The organism is Microbulbifer sp. MLAF003 (assembly GCF_030012965.1).
Classification (GTDB): Bacteria; Pseudomonadota; Gammaproteobacteria; order Pseudomonadales; family Cellvibrionaceae; genus Microbulbifer; species Microbulbifer variabilis.
On record NZ_CP120232.1, the window covers coordinates 437,092 to 460,567 of the forward strand.

28 protein-coding genes and 1 pseudogene are annotated in these 23,476 nt (G+C 46.1%); 21 read left to right on the plus strand and 8 right to left on the minus strand.

Annotated elements, in window-relative coordinates; all coding sequences use genetic code 11:
* Positions 1 to 40 precede the first annotated feature (40 nt).
* Both P3339_RS02115 and P3339_RS02120 read right to left on the minus strand, forming a co-directional pair.
* Positions 41 to 1,096, minus strand: a complete 1,056-nt coding sequence (locus P3339_RS02115) for a glycosyltransferase (RefSeq protein WP_040629039.1) — start codon at positions 1,094 to 1,096, stop codon at positions 41 to 43.
* Between the two features lie 39 nt (positions 1,097 to 1,135).
* The gene (locus P3339_RS02120) at positions 1,136 to 2,176 is read right to left on the minus strand and encodes a glycosyltransferase family protein (protein ID WP_020414305.1); all 1,041 of its coding nucleotides are present in this window, start codon (positions 2,174 to 2,176) and stop codon (positions 1,136 to 1,138) included.
* Positions 2,177 to 2,333: 157 nt separating this feature from the next.
* Between P3339_RS02120 and P3339_RS02125 the strand changes: the two genes are divergently transcribed.
* From P3339_RS02125 to parE, 6 genes are all read left to right on the plus strand, one after another.
* Positions 2,334 to 2,996 carry an NUDIX domain-containing protein gene (locus P3339_RS02125; RefSeq protein WP_020414306.1) on the plus strand — a complete coding sequence of 221 codons (663 nt, stop codon included), beginning with the start codon at positions 2,334 to 2,336 and terminating at the stop codon, positions 2,994 to 2,996.
* A gap of 87 nt (positions 2,997 to 3,083) precedes the next feature.
* Positions 3,084 to 3,605, plus strand: coding sequence for a DUF1249 domain-containing protein (locus tag P3339_RS02130; RefSeq protein WP_020414307.1), 522 nt, complete (start codon positions 3,084 to 3,086; stop codon positions 3,603 to 3,605).
* 41 nt (positions 3,606 to 3,646) lie between these two features.
* The gene (gene cpdA / locus P3339_RS02135; protein ID WP_245556712.1) at positions 3,647 to 4,471 is read left to right on the plus strand and encodes a 3',5'-cyclic-AMP phosphodiesterase; all 825 of its coding nucleotides are present in this window, start codon (positions 3,647 to 3,649) and stop codon (positions 4,469 to 4,471) included.
* A gap of 298 nt (positions 4,472 to 4,769) precedes the next feature.
* The gene (locus P3339_RS02140; RefSeq protein ID WP_282952277.1) at positions 4,770 to 5,447 is read left to right on the plus strand and encodes a hypothetical protein; all 678 of its coding nucleotides are present in this window, start codon (positions 4,770 to 4,772) and stop codon (positions 5,445 to 5,447) included.
* Positions 5,448 to 5,523: 76 nt separating this feature from the next.
* Positions 5,524 to 6,144: a YqiA/YcfP family alpha/beta fold hydrolase gene (locus tag P3339_RS02145; RefSeq protein WP_282952278.1), complete on the plus strand. Its 621-nt coding sequence runs from the start codon at positions 5,524 to 5,526 to the stop codon at positions 6,142 to 6,144.
* Positions 6,145 to 6,158: 14 nt separating this feature from the next.
* Positions 6,159 to 8,045, plus strand: coding sequence for a DNA topoisomerase IV subunit B (gene parE / locus P3339_RS02150; protein WP_020414312.1), 1,887 nt, complete (start codon positions 6,159 to 6,161; stop codon positions 8,043 to 8,045).
* A 369-nt stretch (positions 8,046 to 8,414) separates the two neighbouring features.
* Here parE and P3339_RS02155 read toward each other — a convergent pair whose 3' ends face one another.
* The 4 genes and pseudogenes from P3339_RS02155 to P3339_RS23270 all read right to left on the minus strand — a co-directional run.
* The gene (locus P3339_RS02155; RefSeq protein ID WP_020414313.1) at positions 8,415 to 8,660 is read right to left on the minus strand and encodes a hypothetical protein; all 246 of its coding nucleotides are present in this window, start codon (positions 8,658 to 8,660) and stop codon (positions 8,415 to 8,417) included.
* 97 nt (positions 8,661 to 8,757) lie between these two features.
* Entirely contained in the window at positions 8,758 to 9,297 is a 540-nt protein-coding gene (locus P3339_RS02160; protein ID WP_282952279.1) for a hypothetical protein, read from the minus strand.
* Positions 9,298 to 9,349: 52 nt separating this feature from the next.
* Entirely contained in the window at positions 9,350 to 9,646 is a 297-nt protein-coding gene (locus tag P3339_RS02165; RefSeq protein WP_282952280.1) for a phage replication initiator YdaU family protein, read from the minus strand.
* A gap of 321 nt (positions 9,647 to 9,967) precedes the next feature.
* A pseudogene (locus P3339_RS23270) lies at positions 9,968 to 10,135 on the minus strand (helix-turn-helix domain-containing protein); the annotation flags it as partial.
* 335 nt (positions 10,136 to 10,470) lie between these two features.
* Between P3339_RS23270 and P3339_RS02170 the strand changes: the two are divergent.
* Both P3339_RS02170 and P3339_RS02175 read left to right on the plus strand, forming a co-directional pair.
* The gene (locus P3339_RS02170) at positions 10,471 to 10,965 is read left to right on the plus strand and encodes a hypothetical protein (protein WP_020414316.1); all 495 of its coding nucleotides are present in this window, start codon (positions 10,471 to 10,473) and stop codon (positions 10,963 to 10,965) included.
* 54 nt (positions 10,966 to 11,019) lie between these two features.
* Complete coding sequence (locus P3339_RS02175; protein WP_282952281.1) at positions 11,020 to 11,337, plus strand: hypothetical protein; 318 nt, start codon at positions 11,020 to 11,022, stop codon at positions 11,335 to 11,337.
* Between the two features lie 220 nt (positions 11,338 to 11,557).
* Here the strand turns inward: P3339_RS02175 and P3339_RS02180 are convergent, their stop codons facing one another.
* Both P3339_RS02180 and P3339_RS02185 read right to left on the minus strand, forming a co-directional pair.
* Positions 11,558 to 12,013 carry a helix-turn-helix domain-containing protein gene (locus P3339_RS02180; RefSeq protein ID WP_020414318.1) on the minus strand — a complete coding sequence of 152 codons (456 nt, stop codon included), beginning with the start codon at positions 12,011 to 12,013 and terminating at the stop codon, positions 11,558 to 11,560.
* On the minus strand, positions 12,000 to 12,359 hold the full coding sequence (locus P3339_RS02185) for a helix-turn-helix domain-containing protein (protein WP_282952282.1): 360 nt from the start codon (positions 12,357 to 12,359) through the stop codon (positions 12,000 to 12,002). The genes P3339_RS02180 and P3339_RS02185 overlap by 14 nt, the downstream gene beginning before the upstream one ends.
* A 178-nt stretch (positions 12,360 to 12,537) precedes the next feature.
* On the opposite strand from P3339_RS02185, the gene P3339_RS02190 reads away from it, so the two are divergent.
* From P3339_RS02190 to P3339_RS02250, 13 genes are all read left to right on the plus strand, one after another.
* Entirely contained in the window at positions 12,538 to 12,825 is a 288-nt protein-coding gene (locus P3339_RS02190; protein ID WP_020414320.1) for a hypothetical protein, read from the plus strand.
* A 1,448-nt stretch (positions 12,826 to 14,273) separates the two neighbouring features.
* Positions 14,274 to 14,570 (plus strand): hypothetical protein, encoded by a 297-nt coding sequence (locus tag P3339_RS02195; protein ID WP_020414322.1) that lies wholly within the window; start codon positions 14,274 to 14,276, stop codon positions 14,568 to 14,570.
* A gap of 54 nt (positions 14,571 to 14,624) precedes the next feature.
* Positions 14,625 to 14,858: a hypothetical protein gene (locus tag P3339_RS02200; protein WP_282952283.1), complete on the plus strand. Its 234-nt coding sequence runs from the start codon at positions 14,625 to 14,627 to the stop codon at positions 14,856 to 14,858.
* A complete protein-coding gene (locus tag P3339_RS02205) occupies positions 14,855 to 15,292 on the plus strand; it encodes a hypothetical protein (RefSeq protein ID WP_282952284.1) in 438 nt (145 codons plus the stop codon). The genes P3339_RS02200 and P3339_RS02205 overlap by 4 nt, the downstream gene beginning before the upstream one ends.
* A 180-nt stretch (positions 15,293 to 15,472) precedes the next feature.
* On the plus strand, positions 15,473 to 16,045 hold the full coding sequence (locus tag P3339_RS02210) for a hypothetical protein (protein ID WP_020414325.1): 573 nt from the start codon (positions 15,473 to 15,475) through the stop codon (positions 16,043 to 16,045).
* Positions 16,042 to 16,638 (plus strand): phage baseplate assembly protein V, encoded by a 597-nt coding sequence (locus P3339_RS02215; protein WP_020414326.1) that lies wholly within the window; start codon positions 16,042 to 16,044, stop codon positions 16,636 to 16,638. The genes P3339_RS02210 and P3339_RS02215 overlap by 4 nt, the downstream gene beginning before the upstream one ends.
* An 8-nt stretch (positions 16,639 to 16,646) precedes the next feature.
* The gene (locus P3339_RS02220) at positions 16,647 to 16,988 is read left to right on the plus strand and encodes a GPW/gp25 family protein (RefSeq protein WP_282952285.1); all 342 of its coding nucleotides are present in this window, start codon (positions 16,647 to 16,649) and stop codon (positions 16,986 to 16,988) included.
* The gene (locus tag P3339_RS02225; RefSeq protein ID WP_020414328.1) at positions 16,985 to 17,935 is read left to right on the plus strand and encodes a baseplate assembly protein; all 951 of its coding nucleotides are present in this window, start codon (positions 16,985 to 16,987) and stop codon (positions 17,933 to 17,935) included. The genes P3339_RS02220 and P3339_RS02225 overlap by 4 nt, the downstream gene beginning before the upstream one ends.
* Before the next feature lie 2 nt (positions 17,936 to 17,937).
* Positions 17,938 to 18,300, plus strand: coding sequence for a hypothetical protein (locus tag P3339_RS02230; protein ID WP_020414329.1), 363 nt, complete (start codon positions 17,938 to 17,940; stop codon positions 18,298 to 18,300).
* Positions 18,301 to 18,313: 13 nt separating this feature from the next.
* On the plus strand, positions 18,314 to 20,152 hold the full coding sequence (locus tag P3339_RS02235) for a hypothetical protein (RefSeq protein ID WP_282952286.1): 1,839 nt from the start codon (positions 18,314 to 18,316) through the stop codon (positions 20,150 to 20,152).
* A gap of 258 nt (positions 20,153 to 20,410) precedes the next feature.
* Positions 20,411 to 22,216, plus strand: coding sequence for a collagen-like domain-containing protein (locus tag P3339_RS02240; RefSeq protein WP_282952287.1), 1,806 nt, complete (start codon positions 20,411 to 20,413; stop codon positions 22,214 to 22,216).
* A gap of 29 nt (positions 22,217 to 22,245) precedes the next feature.
* Positions 22,246 to 23,181, plus strand: coding sequence for an immunoglobulin domain-containing protein (locus P3339_RS02245; RefSeq protein ID WP_282952288.1), 936 nt, complete (start codon positions 22,246 to 22,248; stop codon positions 23,179 to 23,181).
* A gap of 9 nt (positions 23,182 to 23,190) precedes the next feature.
* Positions 23,191 to 23,463: a hypothetical protein gene (locus P3339_RS02250; RefSeq protein WP_282952289.1), complete on the plus strand. Its 273-nt coding sequence runs from the start codon at positions 23,191 to 23,193 to the stop codon at positions 23,461 to 23,463.
* The last annotated feature ends 13 nt before the right edge of the window (positions 23,464 to 23,476 follow it).

Here is a 23,476-nt window from a genome sequence, read left to right on the forward strand (position 1 = left end):
GTGAAAAAAGCCACCATAAATTGGTGGCTTTTTTTGTTCATTAAGGGCGCCCTCGGTGCATTAGTTTATCGTAGAGCTCAATATAGGAGTCCACGATAAACTTTTTCGAATAGCCATTTGCATAGACCTCCGACGCATTTTCAATCAGGCTCTGGCGCAACTCAGGGTTGTCCAGTACTGATTTAATGGCTTTAGCTAGTGCGTCTGCATCATCGATCGGAGTGATTAGGCCGCTCTTACCGTCAGTAATTACCTCACCCGGCCCCTGGGAGTTGGTTGCTACTATTGGGCAGCGGTGCGCCCAGGACTCCATTACGATCGAGCCCAATCCCTCGTGGCGTGATGGGCACACAAATAGATCGGCAGTGCGCATCAGGGTGGTGACATCGTTGCGCCAGCCCAGAAAGCGTACCCGCTGATCCAGGCCAAGCCTGTGACACAGGGCCTTTAATTTAGCCTCCTCTGGCCCAGCACCTGCTAGCCACAGTGTCGCATTGGGAATCTGTGCCAGGGAGTGCAGCAGAACATTGAACCCTTTATTGATATGCAGACGTCCGGCAGCGAGAATCAGGGGTTTGTCTTCCGGAGTATTAAAACTGTTGCGTGGTAGAGGTTCTACAGGAGTCTCGTCGGCAAAGTTGGGGATATGAAAAATGCGGTCTTTGGGGATACCGCCATCAATCATATGCTGGCAGATGCCTTTACTGATACCGATCCAGTAATCTGCATGGCGGTAGTACTTAAGATTGTAGTAGTGCCCTAGGCGACTAACCAGTAAGTAGTTTTTTGAATTGGGGGTGATAATCGTGGCGCGCCCCATCCAGGTCATCACAATATCGGGCTGCCAGTTGCCCAAGGCCTCCCGGTAAATTCTGCGGCCGAGAAAATCCAGCTTGCCACCAAACTTGAAGCCTTCAGTTTCAACGCCATTGTTACGCAGTGCCTGTACGCGATGGTCGTGGTTACGAATAAATGCCTTCTCGTTAATTTCCCCTCTTGGGTTTAATCCACTTACCAGGCGTACAAAAAAATTTTCCGCACCACCGTGTTCGGCGCCGGCGAGGACTTGTGCCACTCGAATTGGCTTGTTACTCATAAATCCAACATATTAAGTGTGATTGGTTTGGCAGTGCCGTTATTTCAGGGTGCCATCCAGGTTGATATCGCGTGCCCAGGCATAGTCATGGCTAAATGGCTGCAAGCTTGTGGCTTCGACAATATACTGCGCATAGAGCTTGGAGTTCATTTCCGTATGGAAAAATTCCCGGGCCTTTGCTGCCCAGGCACGGCGTTTGGCATCATCATTTTGAAACTCTCGGATTTTTTCCAGTAGATCTTGCTCTTCTGAAAAATAAACGATGCTCTCTGGCGGTAGTAACTCATCAAAGTGCAATTTGTCACTGGTGAACTGCAGTATGCCGTTACCGGCAAGTTGTGCCATGCGTGCGGATGAATACCAGTAGTGGGTATCCTGACGATTAAAGTTCAGCCCCATTTTAGTTTGGGAGAGTGCACGATCGTAATCTCTTCCCCAGACCGGCGGCTCACCAAAACTGCCATAGGTTTTAAAATTCAATGAGTCCCCCAAGGCATCCTTGAGGTTCTTAACCATCTGCAGGCGCTTGGTAAAATTGTTGCTGTTACTGCAAAACAATAAGTCGATGGGCAGATCTGTGCGCTCAGCATTATTAAGGTTTTCGATCGATGTCTCTACTGGGTTTGGCATGTGGTAAACCCGAGCGCCGAAGCCTTCAAAAATTTTCAGTTCGCGGCGCCCAGTGGACACGAAAACTGCATCGGCGATTTCCGCGCGGTATTTAATTCGCTCCACATTACTGGGGACAAACAGAGGGTCATTATTACAGTGCGCAATCATGCAGTTGGGCTGCTGCTTTTTAATTTCCCTCAGGGTATCGTTACCGATCATGTCGCAATGGCCTGCGATCACCAAGTCCGGTTCAAATGCTTCTACGGTTTCTAACAAACGGCGGTTGGCTTTGCTCACACCCAGGTCGCGGATGCCAAACGGGGCCTCAAATGCGGCTACATCCCGATCGCTGAATACTTGGGTGTTGTGATCATTTTTGATCAGGCCAAAAGTCAATTTCTGCGCCCAGCTGACCCGTGTCTTGCCGTAGCGACGCAGTTGCTGATAGGCGATATTGAGCACTCTCATAGTGGCGCACTCTCTAAAATCCAGGGAGATAATTCGTATGGCCGCTTGGTTCAGAGGCTGTTACGGTGGGCGCAGAGTATAACAGCTGGCTCGGGTCCATATAGCCCTGTACTACCCAGAGTGCGAAAGACCTGTATCGCAAAGAGGAAGGCGAACAATGCCAAGAAAAAGTAGTCAAAACGATTTGTATCCTGAGTTTTCTGCGGATTCTGTGGAAATCCTTTCCAAGGAAACAGTGTTCAAGGGATTTTTCACCATGTTGCGCTTGAGGCTACGCCACCGGCTATTTCGCGGCGGTTGGAGCAGCACATTTCAACGCGAGGTGTTTGTCCGTGGGCCTGCTGTCGGAGTACTACTTTATGATCCAGAACGGGACCTTGTAGCATTAACTGAACAGTTTCGCGCGGGTGCTCTAGAGCGTTCAGCTGGGCCCTGGTGTCTGGAGGTGGTCGCCGGAATGGTTGAGGAGGGAGAAGATCTGCGGGATGTGGCCCAACGCGAGGTGCAGGAAGAGGCCGGTTTGAAAGTGCAGGAATTGCACTTTATCCACAGCTATATGCCCAGTGTAGGGGGCAGTTCAGAGCGATTACACCTTTACTGTGGGCTAGTGGACTTGAGTTCTGCAGAGGGGTACTTTGGCCTGGAAGATGAGAATGAAGATATACACCTAAGGGTGTTTACCCGGGATCTGATTCTTAGGACTTTGGGTGGGGACTATGCTCCAGGGGAGAACCCTATCGATAATGCACCCACTATCATTTGCATGCAGTGGCTGGAGTTAAACCGGGAAAAACTAGTAAAGATGACGTTAACTGCCTGACCGGTCATTATGCCTTGCACTCTGTTACCTGCTGTAAGGGCAAACTGAGATCTGAGTCACGGCGGCAATAGAATCGGAGTGTTGATAATGGCTGTACTGGGCGAGGCACAGGCGCGACAGCGCAAACGGCAACAATTGTCGCCAAATGGCAATGAAAGTGCAGTGTATAGAGTCGATCTGCCGTCATATCATGCCGACTGCGATGCAAACTACCTGCGTCTGATCAAATTGCTGCCACAGCTTTCAGAGAGGGAGTTGTGGCGCTATCAATTGCCCGGAGGCACTCTGATACTGGGAGTGAAGGCGCGATCTAGGTACACGACGGAAGTGTCCCTGAGCGCGGAGGTAAGCCTCAGTAAGTGCCGCTGGCTGGAACCCCCGGACTTAACTGTACGTCTTTATCACGATGCGTGCATGGCGGAGGTAATCACAGCCAATGGTCGCGGGCCGGTGGGTGGTAAAGGAGTTGATACCGCTTACCCGAATCCCCGTATGCAACGCGCAGATGAGAGACCTCAGGCGAACCGTTATCTCGGCGAATGGCTTGAGTACTGTCTCGCAAATGGTCGCGCAGAATTTGATCTGGTGCTGGATGGCCGGAGATTTTGATTCTGCAGTAGAGCACATGGATGTGAACACAAGGTGAGCAAGTGATTCGCGAACACAATAAGTCGAAGTCTCCCCCTGGGGCGACATCGCACCGTTTGATCCAGATCACAGATCCACATATCGGCAGCAGGCCCGATTATCAATTGCTGGGTCTGGATACCGGCCACACACTCGACGAGGTTTTGGCGACAGTTATCGCCAAACAACCCCGTGCTCAAGCCCTGGTTGCCACCGGTGATATCAGTGCGAACGGCTCGGAGGCCTCCTATTGTCGCTTTTTGCAAAAAATTCGCACCATTCCTATTCCCTGGTACTGGCTTCCCGGCAATCATGATGTGAGTGCACGTATGCGACAGTTGGCTCCCAATCGGAGCACGGATTTGATCGCACTGGGTAATTGGCGATTATTACTGCTGGATACCAGTGTGGAGGGCCAGATATGTGGTGGACTGGGTGAGGCACAACTGGAACGCCTTCAACTGCTACTATGGGAAACTCGAGAGCATCCGGTGATGATTATGATGCACCACCAGCCTGTTCCTGTGGGCAGTAAATGGATTGATGGCCATATGCTTCGTGCGGGGCGTGACCAACTTTTACAGATGGTGGATCAAGCACCTCAAGTTAAAGCCTTGGTGTGGGGCCATGTACACCAGCAATTTGACAGCAACCGAGGACAGATCGGCTTGCACGCAACGCCGTCTACTTCGGTACAGTTCACCCCTGGCAGCGGCCCTTTCGCGGTAGATGACGAAATGCCTGGCTATCGTTGGTTTGAGCTGCACAATGATGGCACCTACACCACTGGCGTGGAGCGCGTGGCCATCTCTAAATATTATGTGGATCTTGCCTCTTCAGGTTATTGATTTGCATCAACCCGGTACCAATTAGCTGTAGCGGGTTGCCTGTCTTCTGTCTCTTGATTGTTGAATAGTACAAAACCATTCTTAACGAACTAACTACTATCTTTCCTCACCGGTCGCCGTACAATGAAATTCCCTGGATTGGGCGCAAGTCCAATCATTGGTATAGGGATTGATCGGCGAAAATCAGAGCTATAAAAGTGTGACGCTGCAATGAGCAGCCTAAAAAGTGTGGTAATTGATCGCTGTGTTCGAGCTCCATTCGCCGGGTTGATAACATCGGGAAGTCAGGAGTTTAGAAATGCAAAAATTATTACTTAGCTCAATGTTGGGTACAGTATTAATAGTTACAGCCTGTACCCAGCAACCAATACAGGTTACATCTGCTGAAGGTAGCTCTGTTCAGGTACAGCAGGATGGTTTGGAGCCTCGTCCCAGCCATTTGGATGAGGTATCAGCAGCTTTTGCTTTGGATCTCAGTGGCGCAAAGGTTTATGTCGGCCCTGTACAAATTGAATACAGTAAGCGTTATTCCTCTTTGCCACGCAGTAATTATCGCGAGAAGGACTATGAGCTGGACCAACGGGATCTGCAGCGCCTTAATAACCTGTTGGCACAAACTTTCTCGGATAAGTTTCTTAGTGCGCGCAATGGTGTGCTGGTTTCTGAGCAGTCAGAGGCCGATTACACCCTGGCAATGTCACTGGAAAAATTTTCAGTGGCTGCTCCATTGGACCCCTCACCCTGGGCGTGGCGTGTGTACACTGAACAGAGTGCCTATGGTGTACTGGTAGGAACTCTCTACGACCGCGATGGCAATGCGGTGATGCGCTTTCGTGACCGGCGGGATATTGGAGAAAACTTTGGTACGAACGGGCCGGGGGGGCGGCTTGAGCGCTTTACAAGCGTAACTTTTTGGTCTGATATGCGTGTAGATATGCGCCGGGCCTTTGCCAGCCTCGATAAGGCTCTACTGTAGATAATGTGAAATATTCGGCGGGTAGGTATGGAGCTTACGCTCCCACAGGCTCTCAAGGGCGCTATAATCCCCGCCTATGCAAACACAAGACTCCAAGGGAAGGCCGCTGCTGATTTACTTGCACGGCTTTCTATCGTCCCCGCAATCTTTTAAGTGTCAGTTGATGCGCGAACAGCTCGGTGCTGATCATCCGAGCATTATTTTCTGTGCGCCACAAATCTCTCCTTATCCGGCAATTGCACAGCAATCCCTGGTTAGCTTATTAAAGGGTTTCCTGAAGTCTGCTGATTGTGGCCCTATTGGGTTGGTGGGAAGTTCTATGGGAGGGTTTTGGTGCACCTATCTGGGAGAGCGCTTTAACCTGCCAGCAGTACTTATCAACCCTGCAGTACGACCGTCCCGCTTTATGCCCGCCTATATTGGGCAGGTATTACGGCCTTATAGTGGTGAACAGCGAGACTATCGCCTTGGTAGGGGGGACGTAGATACCATGGAGCATTTGGAAGCTGAGCTGCCCAGCCCTTTGAGTAATCGCTATTGGCTTTTAGCCCAGCGAGGTGATGAAACACTCGATTACCGTGATGCAGAGGACTTTTATCGGGGCCAGCGTCAAACTATCGAAGACGGTGGTGATCACAGCTTTCAGGGGTTCGCACGATATTGCGATCCTATAGTTGAATTTTTATTTAATCAGTAGTAATTAATTAAATTATGGCCAATTATTCCGCCGAAGATATTGAGGTTCTCACAGGGCTGGATCCGGTGCGCAAACGCCCCGGTATGTATACAGATACTACCCGCCCCAACCACTTGGCCCAAGAAGTCATCGATAATAGTGTCGATGAAGCCCTCGCAGGTCATGCCAATAAAATCGAAATCGTCTTACACAAAGACCAATCGATCTCTGTTAGTGATAACGGTCGTGGCATGCCCGTGGATATTCACCCCGAGCAGGGGCGTCCAGGTGTTGAAGTAATTTTGTCCACCTTGCATGCTGGAGGTAAGTTTTCCAATAAAAACTACCAGTTTTCTGGCGGTTTGCATGGCGTGGGTGTGTCCGTGGTCAACGCCCTGTCGAAGGTGCTTGAAGTGACTATCCAGCGGGATGGTAAAGTACATCGAATCGGTTTCAAGGATGGAGAAAAAGCCTCTGATCTTGAAGTGGTCGGTGACTGCCCCAAGCGTACTACCGGAACCAGCGTTCGTTTTTTGCCAGACCCGCAGTATTTTGATTCCGCAAAATTTTCCGTGGTGCGCCTACGCCACCTGCTACGTGCCAAAGCTGTGCTCTGTCCTGGGCTCACAGTTACCTTTATCAATGAGCAGGACGGGGAGTCGGACGAATGGTACTACGAAGATGGACTAAAAGATTATCTTGCTGCGGCTAACCAAGGATGGGAAATTCTGCCTGCAGAACCTTTTGTCGGTAGTTTTGCTGCATCTACAGAAGCTGCAGACTGGGCAGTACAGTGGTTACCTGAAGGTGGAGAAATTACTGCAGAGTCCTATGTAAACCTGATTCCCACCGCTCAGGGTGGCACTCATGTGAATGGGCTGCGAGCAGGTTTGCTGGATGCCATGCGGGAGTATTGTGAAATCCGCAACTTGTTACCTCGCGGTATTAAGTTGGGTCCTGAGGATATCTGGGGTCAATGTTCCTACGTACTTTCTGCCAAGCTGGCTGACCCTCAGTTTTCAGGTCAGACCAAAGAGCGGCTGTCCTCTCGCGAAGCTACTGCGTTTATCTCCGGTGTGGCTAAGGATGCCTTTAGCCTATGGTTGAACCAGCACACGGAAGAGGGCGATAAACTCGCTGAAGTATGCATCAGCAATGCGCAAAAACGTATGCGCTCCGCCAAAAAAGTTGCACGTAAAAAAGTAACCCAGGGACCTGCACTGCCCGGCAAATTAGCAGACTGCTCCAGTGCCGATACCTCCCGCAGTGAACTCTTCCTGGTCGAGGGGGACTCTGCGGGTGGCTCCGCCAAGCAGGCTCGTGACCGTGAGTTTCAGGCTATCATGCCCTTGCGCGGAAAAATTCTGAATACTTGGGAGGTTGATTCAGCAGAAATCCTGGGCAGCCAAGAAGTGCATGATATTGCTGTAGCCTTGGGAGTAGATCCCGGTAGCGATAACCTTGAAGGTTTGCGCTATAACAAAATTTGTATTCTTGCAGATGCCGATTCAGATGGATTACATATTGCTACTCTGCTTTGTGCCCTATTCCTGAGACACTTCCGCCCGCTTGTGACCAATGGCCATGTGTATGTAGCAATGCCGCCATTATTTCGTATCGATATTGGCAAAGATGTCTATTACGCGCTGGATGAATCAGAAAAACAGGGCATTCTCGATCGAATCAGTGCAGAGAAGAAAAAGGGCAAGATCCAGGTTACTCGCTTTAAAGGCCTAGGTGAAATGAATCCTATGCAGCTGCGTGAAACCACAATGGATCCCAATACCCGTCGCCTGGTACAGCTTTATATAGATGCCGGTGATGACAGCAATCAGTTGTTGGATATGTTACTTGCCAAAAAGCGTGCGGGTGATCGCAAGCAGTGGCTGGAGAGTAAAGGGAACCTTGCCGAGGTCGGTTAATTTTTTAGTTTGTAGCAATAATTTATTGGAGTGCAGGAACATCTTATAAATTTGGGGGAAAGCATTAAACTAACGTATATTGTCTGAGCAAGGAAGCTCTAAATATCTCATGAAGGGAATATCCCTGCTCGTAAATTAAAAGGATCTGTCATTAATAGTACCATTTCATTTAAATATGATGAATAGTAGGATATCTATCTTTACGTTAGTTCTTCATTCATGCGATCGCCTCCATTTTTACTTTTAAATTTAGTTGCCTTGATCAGCTGAGTAAAACGCTTATTTTCAAGAGACAAATTTCCAGCTTTTGCTTAATTTGATCCATCTAAGTTATGTACTTGATAAGTGCTTCCTGGCCTTTTTTTATTTTTACTTGGGGGTAGCCAAATATTGATCGCAGTCCCTTTCCTTGAGTTCACCATCAACCACATTGTAGATGGTAAGCTCATCGGTTACTTTGTCAAAGATTTGAACCCAGCTAGCAAAGAAATTTTCCTTGGCAATTTCCTCTGCTCTTTTCCGTGCCTCTTCTTTATTTGGGTGAGACTCTTTAAAATCTTTTGCTCCACCCATCTGCAGATTATAGCTGCCGTAAAAAATTGCAAATCTGTCCATTATTCTTTTGTCTCCTAATAAGTTTATTTTTTTAAAAATTGGTTAAATCCATATTGGTTTTCATCGTAAATAAGGGAAATTCAATATAGATGGGAATTTATGACAAATATTGTTTCCATATCTCGGTCCCCTCAATAGGTCCATAGCCAGGGCGCGGGCGCCCAGGGAAATCAGTGTTCCCTCCAATATGAATAAAGCGCCCTGTGTATGGTCCGCGCTGATTGGGACAAATAGCAGTAAAAGGGCGCGGCATGCCTCTTTGGCTATGCCACCAATTGTAAATGTGCAGTGCCTCAATCAAATCATGGGCATTAGCACCATATATTCTTACATCTACACCCACGCCACTGGGATGATCGCCGTGAATATATGGTTTTCCATCTCGCTTGGCTTGCTCACGCTTGCGCAACTCTACAGGGTGGCGACTGCAACGGTAGCCGCTGGAAATTGGCATTGAGCGACAGTACACTCTCTCACGTACCCGATTTAGATGCTGCATAAATTCATGATTCATGTTCTGTGCATTGCCCACACAAGTATCGCCCTGGTGGCGCTCTGTTATGCAGTTGTTACAGCGACATTGCAGTTCTTTATAAGAAAAATAATTTCTATTGGCTGGAGTTAAAAAATCAAGCATTGTGGAGGCTCAAAAGCTTAGTAATGGTGGTTGAATAAATAATTTTGCATACCTACCATTGGTCATTGAGCATGTCGGCGATGGGGATATCACGAGAGCGGCGGTTGCTGCTTGATGTGCGAGGGGACATCTTTGACTGCATAGGTACCAGCCACTCCAATTCCAGTCCGTACCAGCCACGATCGGGAATCTTTTGTAGGGCTTCATTGGCTGTTATACCTGCGATCTGGGGTGCTTGCAGAGCAGTTTTTATCAGTCGATTAAATGCGCCTTGGGTTAGTGGTTTTTTCTGTTTCTCTCGGTGATCTATAACTTCCCGAGCAATTTCTGGGTCAATAGAATCAGGCAAGTTATCAAGGATAATTCCTCTGTGTCGATTTATATACTTTATAGATTTATTATTTTTTATATTATTGGGGCTAACAGTAACCCCACTTGACGCGTTTTTCCGGTGTTCCTGGTACTCGGTGCTCCTAGTTTGGGAGCTCAATGAACCTGGCTCACTCTGCCCCCAGTGCTTTGGAACCCCAGTTAATGCACCTAGTTTCTCCACGCTCTCGTCGTTGCATAGTCCTTCGGGTTGAACCAAATACGCCCGTACTTTGCGTCTTTTATTATCTGCGCCATACCCCATGTGTAAGGGCATTTCTACTAGGCGACCCTTGGCACATAACCGAGCTACTGTGCGCTTTATAGTGGCTTTGGATAATGAAGTTCGACGGGCAACAGTTTCTTTACTCGGCCAGGAGCAACCCTTTTCATTGGCGTAGCTACCATAAGCTAGAAGAACAAATTTTTCGGTACTATTTAGATTTTCGAGCTTCCAGACTCGCATCATTAGTTCTAAACTCACAGTCCCTTTCCCTTAGGTATCGCTTGTGGATTAAAAAACAATACTCCACATGTGGTGCTTGTTGCAACCTGTCTAACCTGCTATATGGATATTATTTCACCAAAATTTGATAAATTTATTTCTTTCATTGTGTAATTTTAGGCTTAATTGCCTGATTTTTATTCTGACAATTTATAGTGACACTTATGGTATGATCATTTCTCAGTACAAAAGGCCCACTATCAATCGACTTTGGGCGGTTTGGAAAAGAAAAGTCACGCTACAGAAGACGGGTCAAAGATTACTTCGCAAGTGATACTTGCAGTACTAAGGAAATACACTTGAGCAAAAAGAAGTCATTAGGTACTGCCGGGAGTAGCGCGCGCCTGCATCGACTGTTGGATGCAAAAGGCTTCGCACCAGACGGTAAGGGGCGTGTAGCCGCCTTTTCGAGGGAGTTTCGGGTAAATACGGCTAACGCGACCAGATGGCTTAATGACGATAAAGTACCTCGTGATATGACAGAATTGAAACGAATCTCTGATGCTCTGGGTACAGATCCATTTTGGTGGGCAATAGGTAAAGGAGAAGAGGAGTCCTCTGTGCAAGAGGTATTCGATATTTCACTTTTTGGCCGGTGTGCAAATGCACTTCTAAAACGATTGGCAGACCTGATGGATAGACCGCTGGATCTTGAAGGAGAGGCTTTGAACTGCGGTTATATCGAGCTTTACGAGTATGCATGTAGTAATAGCGGAAACATTGATCCGGACCGTGTATCACTAACAGCTGTCAACGTATTAGCAGTACATAGAAAACAATTGAGTGCGCAATGACAGGGTAGATAGCCATAAGGTTTTTACCCAACTCAACAATAGGTAGAGGGGAAAATGGTTGATAAATACTTAGTGGCTACAGAGGGATGTAGTGAGCGTTTGAATCTCTTACTAGATAAAGCTGGCTTTCCTCCTGAAGGATCGGGACGTAGCGCGGAATTTTCACGCAGATTTGGAGTAAGTAAGGCAAATACCACCCGCTGGCTCAGTCAGGATATTCTCCCCCGCGACCTCAAGGAAATGGATGATATCGCCGAAGCTTTGGGTTCAGATGCTATTTGGTGGGCCTATGCTGCCGATCGTAATTCTCTATGCTCCGATCTCCCCCCCAAAAACTGTCAAAGACTTTGTACTCGCTGGCCAATGTGTTAACGAAGTAGTGTGTTATTTGGATGAGGCCTTGGGGGGGATGTAGATATCGCTGTAGATGATGAAATCCTTACACGTTCCTACAGCGAACTTTATGCCGATGCCAAGAAGAACAAAGGCAAAATTAGCAAGGACCTAGTAGCACGCGCAGCCGTAAGGGTACTGGTTGAGATGCATCGCAGGGAGCGACAAGACAAGATGAATATACTGTAGCTAGTAGCCCTTACTCTGATTTTAATAATGCTTGTAAGCGTCGCTGATCTCTTGCTATAGCTATCTCGGCTGGAGCTCCACCACGCTTTAGGTGCAACTGATATAGATCTGCCACTAATTCCCCTACTGCTCCCTGAGTCTGAATGTCCAGTGCGCGTAGACGATATAGTAGACGCTGCCAAGTGCGCGCTAACTTCGCCTCACCAGAAAGCGGTTGCCCGACTAAGGTTACCCCATAAACTAAGAGGTTGGCATCAAGCCCATATAAGCGCCCGAGCTGCTGTAAATCCGCTCCATTGGCTAGGTATTCACTGCGCTCTAAACGTTTGTAACTCGATAGACTCATCCCCAAAGCCCGTGCCGTAGCGGTGATTCCCTGCCCGGCATCCAAGCGCAGAGATTTTGCTATCGCTGCCAACATTTCCATATAGTCCCGCTCTTCCCTGGTGGGTTCACGGCTGGGCATTACGTCCCGCGGTGATGTTGAACACAAATTTTTCTACAGCCTGCATTTCATCCAGGTCTAGCAGGCTTAGGTGTTGTTGGAATTGCGGGCTGGCTTCGATGCCTAATAATGGCACTTTCTCCATACCGACCAGCCAGCTATTGGGGCTCAAATTGTAGCCGCCCAGTAAAGGCAATAGTTCTCCAGGAGCCAACCTGCCATTGCCTCTCTCTATACGCTGCAAGCGCTCTGCGGTAATACCCGAGATCGCAGCCATTTTCACTAGACTCAAACCCAGCGCTCGACGCTGTTGAGCCAAGCGCAACCCTGGGCTCAACTCAAGCCAGTTAGTGGGTAAGCGATTCACCACCATTCTCCTTAAAAGCATTTATACGATAGTGCAACTTTCATGAAATCGTATCTATGTCGAATCTATTTTAATAAACCGGTTCAAGTCTGACCCATCAGGGATTTTTACGATAGACCTCAATAGGTATATTGTTCTCTTGTTTGTTGTATTACGACAATAAAGTGAGAGGATTGTCATGGAAGCTAGAAAAATAACCCAATTTCAGGAAAAAAATGGGGGTATAAACACTAAAAATCGAGCTGCGCGAGTAGCTGCCAGAGTAACAGCAAAAATTGCTCTAGCTAAGGGCGCCACTATGACACAAGCCCTTTCTATTCAACGGCAGCTATTCGAAGCACTGTCTGAGGATACCTACAAAGCTGAGGTTAAAACAAAGGGCACCTTACATTGTATTGCATCCGTACGTGCAGATCTTTGTAGAAAATGCGAGGCATGTACATTAAAGCTTAACTGTACCCGATGACAAAGTTAGATAGAGTAAAACAAATCAAATTACCTTAAAGCATTACCTTTTCTCGACTTCAGGTTGTTGCGATATATTTAGCCCTAATTAATCTAAATAAAACGCTTCAACCTATTAGGTCCTATTTTATCTCTTATTATGGCGAAATATCTTGTAAAAGATTTCTGAGCAATTAATTGCAAATATTACTGAAATAATTATTTATCGTCGCTTTGTGACTTGTGCAAGAGAATTGTCACATTCGAGGTAATAGTTATGGTGGGATATCCAGATATTCAAGACTCCTTCGGAAATTTATAAGCAATGAGGGATTGAAGAGGAATAAACAATGGCGCACAGCTATCGGAAACTTAACCTGTGCGAGCACTAAACGGCCTAAAGTGTTTGGCAGGTATAGAGCGAAGCCTTGACGCATTTTTTTGAGGTCTAAATTTCTGGGCACATGAAGTTTCTAGCCTAGCGAGCTATGGAGGAACTTAGTGGTGAGGACTCATTCTAGCACTTATTAGTTTTTCGTAAGTTAGGCTTAAGCTATCAAGCTAGCTTCAGTTTTTGAACTCTTCTTACTGCAATGCCTGCTTACATATTGATTAGTGTGAAGAATTTATTGCCTGTTAATCTATTGTTCCTTCCATATTCTATAAGTGAGGTCTGAATTAAAAGGGTCATGTGTTTGGTGATTACGGATTTTTTCGCTAAAGTATCCGTATCGTGGGCAAGGTAAGCTCGTGAATAACAGGCCAGAGCTGTAAAATTTAATTTTGCGGCTATTGGCTTGATATCTATATGGTGCAATTTTTTCATCTATATCCTCTGAAGAAAATGGAAGTTATTGAGGGGTATTCATAAGAGTCGTATTGCATTCTTAGGTAGAGTTATACACTGCAATATAGATATAATCTTTGAGGTTTATTAAAAGGGTCATGTATTTTGCAGTTACGGATTTGTTTGCTAAAGTTTCTGCATTGTGGGCGAAGTAAGCCCATAAAGGTGAGGGTAGGAAAATGAGATGTAACGATAGCTGCTGCGGCTGTTAATCGATTGCGTCACAAATTCACAGATTTTTTTGGTTTTCCAAAAATGTTAATTAATTATGCTTGATTGATAGCTGCCACCAGTGCTGCTTTGGTGGCAGTTGGCTTGATAGTTTGAATTTTCTGTCTATATGCTCTGAGGAGAATGACAGGTATTGAAGTATGCTTTTGTGGTCGTTATTGCGTGCCTAAATTGTTTATTAGTCCATAGTCAAATTACAGGCCCGATTTAAAAGGGTCATATATTTGGTGATTACAGATTTTTTCGATAAGGTTTCTGTAGTGTGGGTAAGGTAAGACCAGCAGAAGCTAAGACAGTAAATTTAATTTCGATTAATATTTTTCGAAGTCGTTTAATCTGAATATTGAGAAAGCTCCAGAAATTCTGGGGCTTTTTTGTATCCTGGGGAATTTATGAGTTGTGATCAACCTCAAGCGATCGACCGTGATACACCGGTGGCTATTGGTTTGGTAATTATGCTATGTGGGGCAGTTTTTTCTTTTGGAATGTTTTGGAGCAAATGGCAAGCATTAGAGCACAACCACAAGAATGATATTGCACGCCTGGATGAGGCTAATCGTCGCCTGGAAGAGAAAACTGACCGTAAATTTGAGAATTTACAGAATAGTATTGATCAAGTGGGAGCTGATGTGAACCAAGTTAAGAATTTCTTAATGCGAAATCCTGTACACAAATATGAACAAAACTGAAAAGAGCCCCTTACCTTAGAGTCTATAGGTTCATCAGAAGTACTTGTATTAGTGGTGCCAACAAAAGAATTTATGATAGCAGTATCTACTAATAGCGAAACTATGACAGTCTGGCAATGTAATGGCGGAGGGCTATTTAAGCCACTAAAGGAATATCCATATATAGAGACAACTAATGCCGGATTCTTAACTCTAAACGAAGTTTATGATAAAGCGGCGGAAGCAGCTTATCAATATTTATCTCGAGAGCCATGCTTGTGGGGAATTAAATTGGGGCTTAAATCATGAGTTTATGGAAGAGATTATGGGATACTAGCGATGTTATCGAACAGAGTGTCGATGCCGTAATTAGAACCGGTGATGCTTTAGTTTATACTGAAGAGGAAAAAGCTGATTTCAAAGCAAGAGTATTAGATTGGATGCTGAAGTGGCAGCAGGTAACTGCTGGCCAGAACCTTACCCGGCGTTTATTAGCGTTATCAATTACGTTTATTTGGCTGCTAGAAAGTCTCGTAGCTTTGATATTGTGTGTGTGGTCAGCATTTGAGCCTTATAATCAAAGTTTCGCTAATGCTGCTGAAATTACTTTTTCAGCAGCCTCGAAAATGGGATTACCGGTAGGAGTAATTCTTACTTTTTATTTTGCTCCGAATAAAATCAGCGAAGCGATAGCTCGCTATCATATGGCCCGTTCTCCTTCGGGTTTATCTAAAGATAGCTAAATTTATTTAGTGGCCGAAAAATTTTAGATTCAAAAGTTTTAAATTCCTTTGGGTTGTGTTGCTCAAATTTATTTATTTTTTTGGGTTTTTAAAATTTCAGTGGTTCAGATTTAGTTTTTGAATTTCACATTGGATCTAATTTTTATTTGCTCCTTGAGGTCGGATAAGAGATGCACATTTATGACCAGTATTAACACTATATCTGACAATATTTTACTTAAATTACAAAGTATTCCCGGCATAATTAAATGTGAAGAAATAATAAAGGAACTTCAGGTAGGTAGTAGTGAGATTCCTGATAGCACTCCAGCCTTACTGTTAAGACTCGTTTCTAGTGAACCAATAGCTGCTTTTAATAATGGCGTGCAGCCGCTTTCAGTAGAATGGGAAATTATAGTCATTGTAGGCAATCTGACTACTTTGGTGGCTAATAACCGAGCAGCTCGAGATCTTGCGGTTTCAACAGTCCTAGTATTTGAGCAGCACTTGACCGATTCACAAGCCAAGTTAATTGAAAAGTCTGGACGTTTGAATTTCCAAGGGCTTCAGCCTTTGCAGCTTAATGAAACTGGTGACGGTGTTCTTGCTGCTTACACCTTAAGGTTTACTCAGAAAATATGGGTCGGAGAAGACCGGCGACATGATCTTACGCCAATACCTAAGCCGGTAGAAGTTCATGTGGGTTATGAACCAAAAGTTGGCTTAAAGCATCGCGATGACTATACCAAAATTGGTGAGGTGGGCGAGGCATGAACTCAGAAGTAGTAACTGCACTTCTACAGCAGCTTGGTGAGTTACAGCGTCGGGTCGACAATATAGTACGTCTCGGTACTGTGGAGGAGGTGGACTATGACACAGCCTGCGCTCGCGTGCGCTTAGGAGAAAACCTAACAACCTGGTTACGTTGGTTTGCCCCAGCGGCTGGGACTAATGATACCGAGTGGCGTCCACCGAGTATTGGTGAACAGGTTGCAGTATTAAGCCCTAGTGGAGAGCTACGTGCAGGTGTGATTTTACCAGCGATCTATAGCGATAAAGCACCAGCTAATGGCGATACTGCCGACCTTTTTCGCCGCACATTCGCCAATGGTGACATGATTGAGTATCAAAATGGTAATACCCAGTTGAAAGTGGCGGGCTCGATTGTTGCTGAGGCTGAGAATATAAGTTTAAAAGCGAAAAATATTAACTTAGAGAGCGAAAGTCTCAGGCTAGAAGGGACTGAAATTCAAATGAAAGGAAAGGTTGAGCATACCGGTGATGACCTTAGCAGTAATGGCATCAGCCTACCCAAGCATACACATATAGTGAAATCGGTGGGTAGCCCCACTGAGAAACCACAATAGGGGGAAGCGTGCAGCGATACGGTATGGATAGTAGTAGTGGTGTGGCTATCACAGAGCTGGAGCACTTGCGTCAGTCAATCACCGACATTCTCACTACTCCAGTAGGGTCTAGATTAATGCGTCGGAACTATGGTGCAAAAATTTTCCATTCCTTGGATGCACCATTAACTCGCTCCACCATAGTGGATATCTACTCCAATGCAGCAGAGGCTTTAAGCCTTTGGGAACCTCGCTTTCAGAGTACAGAAATGCAGGTAGTACGTATGGAGAGCAGCGGTATAACTATGAAACTGTCCGGCTATATGGTGGACAGCGGCGAGTTTATAACTCTGGAGAATATAAAAATATGACAACAGAAAGTGCAGTGGACATCAGTCGCTTACCAGCACCAAATATAGTGGAAACTCTAGATTTTGAAAGTATCTATGGCGAAATGGTAGCTCTGCTTGATGGTGCCTCCCCTCTATTACTTGATGAAATGGGGCAGGTGATTAAGCCACAAACAGTGAGGGCAGACCTAGTTACTGATGATGGAGCACCTTACTTCAAAATCCCAGCGGATTCTCTGATGAATCTTAGTTATGTACAAATGGAAAGCGAGCCTTTAGCTCGCTTATTACAAGTAGCTGCCTACCGAGAGATGCTCACTCGTCAGCGAGTCAATGATGCGGCTCGGGGCGTCATGGTTGCTTTTGCGGTTGATGGAGATTTGGATCGGCTGGGAGAGAACAACAAGACTCGCCGGCTAGAAGGTGAGGATGACACCCGCTACCGCGGGCGAATTCCTCTTGCCTTCGAGGGCCTCACCACTGCTGGTCCTAAAGGCTCCTATAAGAGCCATGCGCTTGCAGCTGACCCCCGCGTAAAAGATGCATTGGCAAGCAGTCCTAGTGATGGAGTGGTACATGTGGTTATCCTCAGCACTGAGGGTAATGGCTCGGCTTCACCGGATTTACTTGAAGCTGTGAATAATGCCTTATCAGAAAAGTCCATACGTCCTCTAACTGATAAGGTAGAGATAATAGAGCCTGAAATTAAACAGTACTCTATTAGTGCAACTCTGACTCCAATGCCAGGACCTGTGGATGAAGCGTTATATCAACGTGCTGAAGAGGCCGCAATTGCTTATGCAAAGAAACGCCATGGTTTGGGCCTTACTGTAGCCAGATCGGGGTTATCCAAAGTATTGCATCAAGAGGGTATAGAAAGAGTGCAATTGCACGAACCAGAATTCGATATCCTCAATGAACCACATCAGACCGCGTGGTGTGCAGGTATTGAAATTATACGGGGGTAAATATGTACGGCTCTAATTACAATATTGAACTGGAGCAAGGGGCTGGCTATGGCTTGCTAATGACTATTGAAGCTCCACCAGGCACACCTCGTAACTTGACTGGCTACACGGCACGTCTACAAATACGTGATAACCATGATGATAAAACACTACTGCTATCTTTAGACAATTTAGATGGGCTGAAGGTGGGAGGCGACAGCGGTGACCCAAATAATGGCCAGCTAAAAATTGAAATTCCGGGTCTCGTAACCGCTGGTTTTACCTGGCGCGATGCTATCTACGATCTGTTTCTAAATCCCAGTAGTGATAGTGCTGAGCGCTTGATATATGGCAGTGTCTCTGTGGCGCCGCGCGTTACTGTCTAGCTATGAGAAAACTATGAGCGAAATTACCCAGACATTAACTCTGGCACAGAGTGGTGTAGCGGGCCCATCCGGCCCAACAGGCCCTCAAGGTGCAACAATGCATTGGGGCAGTGGTATACCTGCCACGGGCCTCGGTAACAACGGCGACCAATATCTCGACTATGATAGTGCCGACTTATATGGAAAAAGTGATAATAGCTGGGCAAAGCTGCGCAATCTCCGTGGCCCTCAAGGGCCAAAGGGAGATAAGGGGGATAAGGGCAATCAAGGCATCCAGGGAGTTCAGGGTGAACAGGGCCTAGGTATTTTTGCCAGTAATGGTGTACCTACAGATAATCTGGGCCGAAATGGAGAGCATTATGTGGAGCTGGATAGCCCAAGTAAAACCCTTTACCAAAAGAGTGCTGGTAATTGGTCTGTAATCGGTAACTTAGCTGGTCCAAAGGGTGATACTGGCCGAGGTATTTCCGATATGGAAGTATTATCAGATGGCACCTTGCGAGTTTCATACACTGATGGTACGAATCAAGATACTGGCCCCTTTCCGATAGAGGGTTTGGGACGGCGTGTAGCACTATCACAAAATCCAGGAGCTGATAATTCAAATTACTGGGCCAAAGTCGCAACGTTAAGAACTACGACAGGTACAGCTGATGCTGGTCTGGTTTTAGCTCTAGTTTGTGGGGATCAAGCAGTACATGGCGCGGCCGTGATCACTGTAAAGTTTCGTGAGGGAGCCAGCCCCGATACTTTGGCGGCAGAGTCTGGGGTATATATTGCTGCAAATCATGGTGAAATTTTTGCAGATGATTCGTTTAAATTGATATCTAATGGATATGGTCAGCCTGTAGAACTCTGGGTGAGAAAGAAGCATTCTTTTGTATCTTTGAGTGTTCACGAAGTGGCTGCCGCACTTAATGAAGTGACGGTTACTTATCATAACGATTTTAGCTGGCAGGCAGAGGAGCCTAGTGCAGCTTATGTCAAACAATCTATCGGGCTAGTTTATGGAAAAAATAGGAAGATTTATCATGAGGAGCACAAGCCTACTCCAGCAGAAATCGGTGCGATAAAAACCGGTGGCACGGTTTCAGTCAGCGGTAATGCCAGTGGCTCAGCAAGTTTTGATGCAAACGGCGACCTCTCGCTGAATCTGAATGTTAGTTATGCCACTAGTGCCAATAGTGCTACCAGTGCTACTAGTGCCGGGAATGCGGACACCGTAGATAATTTACACGGTTCACAGCTTATTCGTTCCGATACTGATGATAATGTAACAGGACATACCGAATGGCAGGACCTCAAAGAGGTTCGTTGGGGCAACAGTGCGGATATGCGCATGATGCATAGCGGAAGCCACGGTTATTTGAGTCTACATACTGGTGACTTATATATTCGCTCAGGCACCACAACGAAATATTTGTTCGATGTTTCCAGTGGTAACTTCCATGCTGATGGCCATGTGTATTGGCAGTCTAGTTCGGTTGGATCGGACCCAATCCTTAAAACCAATGTACGCACGATTGACAAGCCAATTTCCAGATTGAAAAAACTTAATGGTGTTCTTTTCGATTGGAAAGATAGTGGTCGTGGTTCTGGCGGTTTGATGAGCCCGGATATTCGTAGGGCACTACCACGTACCGTTTACAAATCCAAATTTAAGAAGAATGGTAAGCGATATGATCAGGCCGATTATAATGCGGTCATTGGTTTGTTGGTTGAGGTGTGTAAAGACTTGGAGAATAGATTGCAGCGGCAGAGTGATGACTTTAAAGCTATCAAGGACCAAGGTAAAACTGTTAATAAACTCCAGCATATGATGAAAAGTCTTCAAAGCCGGATTGAAAACTAGTATTAACTATGCCGTTATACCTAGCGAAAGTTAAGTAAGCAGTGCTTATTTTTAGCTAGACAAAAATAAAAATCTCAAGACTTTAGTCGTGAGGGTATTGCTCCTTGCTATGCACACTTAGCCCTTGCGAGGCTGATAATTGCTCGGCCTGCTGCCCTCTACAGCTTCTCTTTAAAATCCAAAACTGATAGTGCAAATGCCTGATATATGGCTGCGTCACTGTGACGCCGCACGTCACTGTTTAACCATTAGAAAATTATGAGCGAAATCACCCAGACATTAACTCTGGCGCAGAGCGGTGTAGCGGGCCCATCCGGCCCAACTGGCCCTCAAGGCGCAACAATTCATTGGGGTAGTGGTATACCTGCTGCGGGCCTCGGTAACAATGGCGACCAATACTTGGACTATGATAGTGCCGACCTGTATGGAAAAAGTGATAACAGTTGGGCGAAGTTGCGTAATCTACGGGGCCCCCAAGGCCCAAAAGGAGATAAGGGCGATAAGGGTAACCAAGGTATACAAGGAATTCAGGGCGAACAAGGCCTGGGTATTTTCGCTGGTAATGGTATACCTGCAGACAGCCTGGGCCGAAATGGCGAGCATTATGTGGAGCTGGATAGCCCAAATAAAATTCTTTATCAAAAGAGTGTTGGTAGTTGGTCCATAATTGGTAACTTGGCCGGTCCCAAGGGCGACTCCGGGCGCGGTATTTCCAGCATGGAAGTTTTAGTTGATGGCACCTTGCGAATTACCTATACCGATGGAGTAAAAGAAAACACCGGCCCCTTTCCAGTAGAGGGCTTGGGGAGGCGGGTTTGCAATTTAAAGAATGCGGGAATGAGCAGTGCAAATTATTGGGCGAAAATTGCTACATTCAATATGCCCAATTCTGATTATGCCAATGCCACATCGATTTTATTATTGACAACTAATGGTTCATCTATTCGTGGTCATGCAATGGTGAGTGTCCATGTCGTTCAGCAGACCGCACCAAATACCCTAGTGTCCGATAGCGGTATCTCCTATGCATTTAACCATAGTGGAGCTTTTAAAGATGACGCTTTTCGGCTGATTAGTGCGGGGTATGGTCAGCCGGTTGAGCTGTGGGTACAGAAGGCTGTTGATCACTTCGGAGTAAGTGTATTCGAAATTGGCGCGACGAAATCTAATGGCGTATCTACTACCTACAATGATGAGGCCGTTTGGCAGGCTGCGGAACCTAGCGCAGCTTATATAAAACAATCTGGCGGATTGACTTATGGCGATAATAAAAAAATCTATCATGAAGGGCAAAAGCCTACGCCAGCAGAAATCGGTGCGATAAAAACCGGTGGTACTGTTTCAGTCAGCGGTAATGCCAGTGGCTCAGCAAGTTTTGATGCAAACGGCGACCTCTCGCTGAATCTGAATGTTAGTTATGCCACTAGTGCCAATAGTGCTACCAGTGCTACTAGTGCCGGGAATGCGGACACCGTAGATAATTTACACGGTTCACAGCTTATTCGTTCCGATACTGATGATAATGTAACAGGACATACCGAATGGCAGGACCTCAAAGAGGTTCGTTGGGGCAACAGTGCGGATATGCGTATGATGCATAGCGGAAGCCACGGTTATTTGAGTCTACATACTGGTGACTTATATATTCGCTCAGGCACCACAACGAAATATTTGTTCGATGTTTCCAATGGTAATTTCCATGCTGATGGCCATGTGTATTGGCAGTCTAGTTCGGTTGGATCAGACCCAATTCTTAAAACCAATGTACGCACGATTGACAAGCCAATTTCCAGATTGAAAAAACTTAATGGCGTTCTTTTCGATTGGAAAGACAGTGGTCGTGGTTCTGGCGGTTTGATGAGCCCCGATATTCGTAAAGCACTACCAGGTACTGTTTACAAATCGAAGTTCAGGAAGCATGGTAAGCGATATGATCAGGCCGATTATAACGTTGTGACGGGATTACTCGTTGAAGTATGTAAAGACCAGGAAGTACGACTTGAACAGCAGGCTGAGATCATTAAAGAATGTAGTAAAACGATAAAAGAGCTGCAGAAAAATTAGCGAGATCAAACTAAATAGCGAGGATAATTATGGCAACTATGCCCAGTAGCGGCCAGGCTAGTAGTGCCAATCTACAAAGTGTATTTGGACAGAGTGGTGCCGGTAATACTTCACAATTTTATCGAGGCGGTAGTTTTGTACCGAATATTTCACAAAATAATAATATTCCGACTTCAGGTGCTGCTGATAGTGCAGATTTCTATAGTGCTACCGATTATGTAGCTATGGGTACACCATCTTTATCTGGTACCACAGTCAAGCAAAATGCCGGTACGGGTTCAGTAAGTTGCAGTACTACATTGACATGTAGCCAACCGAGCAATGGCACTGGGAATTTTATTTACACTTGGCAAAAGGTCAGTGGTACCACTTTGTCAGTTTCCGCTAATGGAAGGAGCGTGACTCTTAGCCGCTCGGATACAGGAGAAATAACAACCAGCCAATACCGTTGCAAGGTGACCGATGGTGTAGGTACTGTCTACAGTAATACGGTTACGATAACCTTTCACCATTACCAGTTTCTCCCAGGTAATCTACCAAGTAGTTTTTCAGCGTCAGCGGGCTCACCGACTAACGCGGTAGCACGTTTAGAAATTGCCCGCAACGGATACATATATTTGGAAAGTCAGTCTAGTTCTCCCGTTAGTCAGGGAGCCTGGATTAAGCCTGCTAGTAGCACTGTAGGTGATAAATTCCAGATGCGCTTCGATAATGCCAGTGTATCCGGCGACAATTCCGATATTTCTGGTGCTTCGCCGTCAGTAGGTTCTGTGGGGACTATTAATGGTACTCGCTATGCATACCGCAATCGAACCAGTAATGGATCCTACACATGCGGAGTGCGGGTACGTATAAAATTAATTGGTGGTAGTTACCTATTTGATGACGTTATTGGCCTGAAAGCTACAAAATATTCTACAGTTGGTATGGGTATAGGCGTAGGTATGGGAATACATATTCCGTAGGAGAACTCGATGGAAATAGAACGTACTACGGATCCCCGAATTATTTACGTCCACGATGTGTTTAAAAAAACTGAATGTGAGCAAATTATCCAGCTAGCTGAATCAGTAAAATTTAACACGCCCGGCCGGGTAGTAATGGGGAACGGCGTGGGAAATGTAGTGGTCCCCAGTAGTCGCCGCTGTCATGAGATCTGGCTTAGTCAGCATTCTGAGCTGACCGATTTGGAAAAAAACTGGAAGTTCTCTACCAAGATATTGCCGAATTATATCGAAAAAATGTAGCGAATGTAGAGGC